The following is a 4,959-nucleotide window of genomic DNA, read 5'->3' on the forward strand; positions in this document are numbered from 1 at the left end:
CTTCCTCCTTGAAATTAACTTCGGGAATTCCTTTTCCCGATCGACTATGTTTTATGTCCTTTGTGCATCCTTCTGGTTTGCCGGCATTTTGTCCAGAAAAGTACGATTTATTAGACATACCGGCACTGATGCTGATTTATTCGGATTATAGAAATACCCAGGCACATCATAGCCTGGGTATTCCTATATATTCCTATAGTATCAATCTGTAAAATTTTCTGTTACATCCTCTGCCTTTGCTTTTACATCTTTTAAATATAATCAAAATGAAACGGTAAGCTGCATTTTAAATTTTTCTTCACCGCATACAGCATGTGGAATATCTTTCGGCATGATCAGCGTCTCACCTTCATTCACAGAAAAAACTTCACCGCCAACGGTAAAACTCCCGGTTCCTTCCAGAACGGTTACTATCGCATCTCCGCCTGCGGCGTGGGTGGAGATTTCTTCACCCTTGTCAAATGAAAAAATTGTCATACTGACCTTATCATTCTGCACAAGTGTTTTGCTGACTACCTGACCGGGTTGATAGTCAATCTGGTCTTTCAACTGTAATTTTGTCTGTTTTTCAATGTTTTTGTACATAAAGCGTCTCCTTTTTAATCTTCAAGAATTTTTCCGTCAATCGATATGGTTATAACCTGCCACGGAATAAGTTTCTCCCTTTCCTGCAAGGCTTTTTTTGCAGCCATCTCAAGCCCTCTGCAGCAGGGAACTTCCATCCGCAGGATGGTAACATTTTTTATATCGTTATTCTTTATTATTTCCATTATCTTTTCGCTGTAATCAACAGAATCAAGTTTGGGACAGCCGATAAGTGTGACTTTTCCCTTCATAAAATCCTCATGGATGTTTGCATATGCATATGCAGTACAGTCAGCCGCAATCAGCAGTTTTGCTCCGTTAAAATAGGGGGCATTCACAGGGGCAAGCTTAATCTGACAGGGCCATTGGCCGAGCCGTGAAACTACTGTCGGCATATAGGAAAGAGTATCTTCCGTTTTCGAAGACGCTATTTGGCATGCCTGCATACCCGGACAACCCACATGGGGAAGTTTTATGTCCTGTTCTTTTGTCTTCTTTTGTTTAGTAGCAAAAACAGCAGCTTCGTCATATGCGGGTGCTTCCCGTTCCTCAAAGCTGATGGCGCCGGTCGAGCACTCCGGCAGACATTCTCCCAAACCATCACAATAATCCTCACGGGTAAGTACTGCTTTACCTTCAATCATTTCAATTGCCCCTTCGTGGCATGCCGCAGCACATGCGCCGCAGCCATTGCACTTGCTTTCGTCAATTTTTATAATCTTCCTGATCATTCTGTAATCCTCCTTGACTTTATGTTCTTGATTATACTATAATTTTTTTCAGAAATATGTGGTTATAACCACGGAAACGAGGTTTTTGTTATTTTAAATTTTATTTCCAAAACAGCTCTTTTTCGGGGATGTTCAGAAGAGGATATCCAAAATATGTCGGAGCATCTGGATTTTCGGACGGAAAAATATAGAAAGGGACTTGTGATTTTGGGCAGAGGAAGCATCGTGACAGATATAGGTCTTATTCTTTCCGGGAACATTCGGATTGAACACACGGATCTCTGGGGGAATAAAAGCATCCTTGGCATTATCTCTACCGGGGAGGTATTTGCGGAATCCTATGCCTGTATACCGAATGAACCCATGATGGTAGATGCAGTAGCTAATGAGGACTGTGACATTTTGTTCATAAACATTCCAAGACTGTTCACACCCTGTTCGCTCTGCGGCAGCCAAAACAGGCTTATCCATAACCTTGTCATGATCAGTGCAGCGAAAAACCTGCAACTTTCCAGACGCATCCTGCACACATCGTCCAAAACAATACGTGGACGGCTGTCTTCTTATTTTTCGCAGCAAATTACCGCACAGGGAAGCCAAAAAATTGTAATCCCTTTCGACCGCCAGCAGCTGGCAGACTATCTGAACCTGGACCGCAGTGCTTTATCAAAGGAACTGGGAAAAATGAGGAATGACGGTCTGATTGAATATAACAAAAATACTTTTACTATAAAAAATCCAAAAGATTTATGAGGATTCTCATCAAAATTATAGAGCCCCTAAAATTACAGCAGAATTGCGAAAGATCAATATTTTTCATAGTGATCGTGGAAACGAATTCAAAAATCAACTAATAGAAGAAACTTTGGAAACATTTGCAATCACCAGATCATTACGTCATTTTTCAAATTGTCCGTTATCACTGAGTTCATCGTAACGTTTCCAGTAATCTAATTTTGGAAGTAAGCCTTTCATATAAGAACGAACCTGCTCCTCAGTGAAATTTTCACTTACCATATTTTTAACACAGACTTCAATCAAATCATTCATATCATTATAGGTATAAGTTCCATCAGCGTAGCACCACTTGCAATAGTCCTCGTTAAATGTGCCATCGTGATTATGACCTATGATTGCATCATCTTTAAGCGGCATTCCGCAACATTGGCAGATAAGTTTTCTCGGTGAGCCTAAAAGTGTGTTAATTGAAACATCAAACAACTTGGACAACAATTTCAAAGTTTCTGTATTCGGAACGGTCTCTCCGTTTTCCCAACGAGAAACAGCCTGCCTTGTAACAAATACTCTTTCTGCAAGGTCATCTTGCGACATTCCCTTTTTAGTGCGAAGCTCATATATCACTTCTTTGGTGTTCATATAAAGCACCTCCTTACACTATCATTATAACCGCCGGTGACTGCCACTACAAGCAACCTGCGGTTGCTGTTATCTTGTGCAGCTCTGCCGTTGCCGTGCTTCGCACTCCGCCGCAAGGCTCATTATCTCATCTTAATACAGCTTTGCACCTGCCGGAATGTGGTTATCAACCATCAAGAGATTGAGCCCTTCACGACCATCTTCCTCGTGTACGGCTGAAATCAGCATACCGCAAGAGGCAATACCCATCATCGGTCTTGGAGGCAGATTTGTGATTGCGATACAAGTCTTTCCAACCAGTTCTTTCGGCTCATAATACTCGTGAATACTGCTTAAAATCACACGGTCTTTACGTTCTCCATCATCTATTGTAAACTTGAGAAGCTTCTTTGACTTCGGTACTTCTTAAATTTGTATTTTCCTTTCCCGTAGCCGGATACAGCTTCAATCACATCTGCCTCTACCAAATTGGAAATCAGCTTGGACGCACCGGAAGCCTTTAATTCAAGAAGCGCCATAACAGCGCTTCTTCCGAAGATTTCGTCATAGCCGAATTTTTCAAATAACCTATGGATATGAATGGTTGTTTTCGCTGAGAAATCTTGTCCTTTTTTGGCAAGCACACTTCCAATATCCACTTTTCCGGTTTCAATATCCACTTTTGTTTCTTCAATGTCCACTTTTTCACCGTGCCCAAGTCCACTTTGTGCAGATTGCAGTTGTGCAACTCATTTTTCTCGTTCAAAAGCAAATTCCTTAAAAACACCTCCAAATACTCGGTTGTATCGTGAATGCCTTTTTGCAAATTGGTATAATTTGCTCTAACGAGTGCGTTTCTGAAATACCAAGAATTTTCCGCAAAAATATCATTTGCAGCAGAAAAGCCAAGGGTTCTCAAATACTTGATAAAGAAAACTGCCGTCGTTCTCGTATTGCCTTCTCCAAAGATATGGATTTGCCATAATCTCGAAACAAAGACTGCAAGGTGATGAATGATTTCCTCCATCGAAAGTCTTTTGTAACTAAAGTCTTTTTCCTGTGAAAAATCATATTCTAGAGTTACTTTCAGTTCTGAAGCGCTGCCATAGAGGACGGTCGCTCCGTCAAGCACCCATTCTTTTTTCGTAATATTGTAATCCCTTATCTTTCCGGCATGTTTATAGATACCCTGAAACAGCTTCCGGTGGATAGAGATATACTCATTCGGAGAGAATGAAAATGCTGTTTCTGAAAGTATCTGTGCGATACGGGAAGATACCTTATCCGCTTCTTCTGTACGCTCGTCGTCCAACAAATGCGCCGGTCTTTCCTCATAGTAGTTGTCTATGAGATTTTGCGCTTCTTTTATGGTGATTTTTCCCTCAATATTTTGAATAGCCGTATCAATCAAATACTGCGAGGTTTTCAGTCCATCTACAGCCTGAAGTCCGATTGCTGTACTCCACGCATAGCCTTTACTGACTTTATCCGGCTCAGACTCCCTCAGATATTCCTTAAATGGGTCTTTATTCATCTTGTTTCCTCATTTCTTTGCTTATATACCATTGTACGTATTTTCTACGCTAAATACTCCGCTATGGAATTACTAATAAGTTTTACTTTATTAGTAGGAACTGTTTGATAAATTTCACCTTTTTGATTTTTCCAAATAACAACATCATCTATATCAAGGCATTCGACTACATATTTCAAAATGGTTTCGCTATCAGTTTCTTCGATTTCCTGAAGTTCCTGAACAGTTGTCGTTCCTTCTTCACTTAAAGTAAAAACATACTTCAAAAACGGGCTTATCCCGACCACTGCGTATGAAAATAATACTATCTAATTGCTTGTTTTACAAGCATTTTTATGATGCTAATGCACCTCCACGTAAGCAGTGTTTTTAATGCTGATTTTATATGGAGGTTTTTTAATGTACGAAAAATATTTTGAACAACTAAAAGAAGAATTCCTGATTCGTAACCGTTCTTCTCGGACTGCAGAAGCTTATATATCAAATATCGCTTCTTTCTATGAAATGGACTGGTAATAAACCTATGGAAGAACTCTGCCTACAGGATGCAGGATTATATCCACATCTCCAACAAAACGGTAATGGGAATCACCATTCAGGATGTTTTTCATCAATTCCTTTAAATATGTCTGGAAAGCCTTCTGATTAAAATTTAATGCAATCTGTATTTCTCTTTATCGAGTAGGGGGAATTTAATCCCCCTCTCACACCACCAGTACGTGCCGTTCGGCATACGGCGGTTCAACATAACTT

The 4,959-nt window shown here is 40.3% G+C and carries 8 protein-coding genes and 1 pseudogene; 2 read left to right on the forward strand and 7 right to left on the reverse strand.

Annotation, left to right across the window (positions count from 1 at the left end):
- Nucleotides 1-212, forward strand: a 212-nt coding sequence (locus NFS18_RS18820; protein ID WP_251393061.1) for a hypothetical protein, incomplete at its 5' end; no start/stop codon positions are given.
- 49 nt (nucleotides 213-261) lie between these two features.
- Here NFS18_RS18820 and NFS18_RS18825 read toward each other — a convergent pair.
- Together NFS18_RS18825 and NFS18_RS18830 are read right to left on the reverse strand one after the other, a co-directional pair.
- On the reverse strand, nucleotides 262-585 hold the full coding sequence (locus tag NFS18_RS18825) for a cupin domain-containing protein (RefSeq protein ID WP_251393063.1): 324 nt from the start codon (nucleotides 583-585) through the stop codon (nucleotides 262-264).
- 14 nt (nucleotides 586-599) lie between these two features.
- Complete coding sequence (locus NFS18_RS18830) at nucleotides 600-1,316, reverse strand: ATP-binding protein (protein ID WP_251393065.1); 717 nt, start codon at nucleotides 1,314-1,316, stop codon at nucleotides 600-602.
- 153 nt (nucleotides 1,317-1,469) lie between these two features.
- Between NFS18_RS18830 and NFS18_RS18835 the strand changes: the two genes are divergently transcribed.
- A complete protein-coding gene (locus NFS18_RS18835) occupies nucleotides 1,470-2,069 on the forward strand; it encodes a Crp/Fnr family transcriptional regulator (protein ID WP_251393067.1) in 600 nt (199 codons plus the stop codon).
- Between the two features lie 144 nt (nucleotides 2,070-2,213).
- On the opposite strand, the gene NFS18_RS18845 is transcribed toward NFS18_RS18835, so the two are convergent.
- The 5 genes and pseudogenes from NFS18_RS18845 to NFS18_RS18865 all read right to left on the reverse strand — a co-directional run bounded on the left by NFS18_RS18845 (nucleotide 2,214) and on the right by NFS18_RS18865 (nucleotide 4,472).
- Nucleotides 2,214-2,693 carry a zinc ribbon domain-containing protein gene (locus NFS18_RS18845; protein ID WP_277613685.1) on the reverse strand — a complete coding sequence of 160 codons (480 nt, stop codon included), beginning with the start codon at nucleotides 2,691-2,693 and terminating at the stop codon, nucleotides 2,214-2,216.
- A 132-nt stretch (nucleotides 2,694-2,825) separates the two neighbouring features.
- Nucleotides 2,826-3,095: pseudogene (locus tag NFS18_RS18850) on the reverse strand (lysine--tRNA ligase); the annotation flags it as partial.
- The gene (locus NFS18_RS20045; protein WP_251393069.1) at nucleotides 3,059-3,211 is read right to left on the reverse strand and encodes a hypothetical protein; all 153 of its coding nucleotides are present in this window, start codon (nucleotides 3,209-3,211) and stop codon (nucleotides 3,059-3,061) included. The gene NFS18_RS20045 and the pseudogene NFS18_RS18850, both read right to left, overlap by 37 nt.
- Nucleotides 3,193-4,206: a Fic family protein gene (locus tag NFS18_RS18860; protein WP_251393071.1), complete on the reverse strand. Its 1,014-nt coding sequence runs from the start codon at nucleotides 4,204-4,206 to the stop codon at nucleotides 3,193-3,195. Before NFS18_RS18860 ends, NFS18_RS20045 begins: the two co-directional genes overlap by 19 nt.
- A 44-nt stretch (nucleotides 4,207-4,250) precedes the next feature.
- Nucleotides 4,251-4,472, reverse strand: a complete 222-nt coding sequence (locus tag NFS18_RS18865; RefSeq protein ID WP_251393073.1) for a hypothetical protein — start codon at nucleotides 4,470-4,472, stop codon at nucleotides 4,251-4,253.
- Between the last annotated feature and the right edge of the window lie 487 nt (nucleotides 4,473-4,959).

This window comes from Mediterraneibacter agrestimuris (assembly GCF_943193195.1).
Classification (GTDB): Bacteria; Bacillota; Clostridia; order Lachnospirales; family Lachnospiraceae; genus Schaedlerella; species Schaedlerella agrestimuris.

What these genes read in the sequence shown, in the direction of transcription:
- NFS18_RS18825 (WP_251393063.1), bottom strand. Translation starts at nt 585, where the DNA reads ATGTACAAAAACATTGAAAAACAGACAAAATTACAGTTGAAAGACCAG.
- NFS18_RS18830 (WP_251393065.1), bottom strand. Translation starts at nt 1,316, where the DNA reads ATGATCAGGAAGATTATAAAAATTGACGAAAGCAAGTGCAATGGCTGC.
- NFS18_RS18835 (WP_251393067.1), top strand. Translation starts at nt 1,470, where the DNA reads ATGTCGGAGCATCTGGATTTTCGGACGGAAAAATATAGAAAGGGACTT.
- NFS18_RS18845 (WP_277613685.1), bottom strand. Translation starts at nt 2,693, where the DNA reads ATGAACACCAAAGAAGTGATATATGAGCTTCGCACTAAAAAGGGAATG.
- NFS18_RS20045 (WP_251393069.1), bottom strand. Translation starts at nt 3,211, where the DNA reads ATGGCGCTTCTTGAATTAAAGGCTTCCGGTGCGTCCAAGCTGATTTCC.
- NFS18_RS18860 (WP_251393071.1), bottom strand. Translation starts at nt 4,206, where the DNA reads ATGAATAAAGACCCATTTAAGGAATATCTGAGGGAGTCTGAGCCGGAT.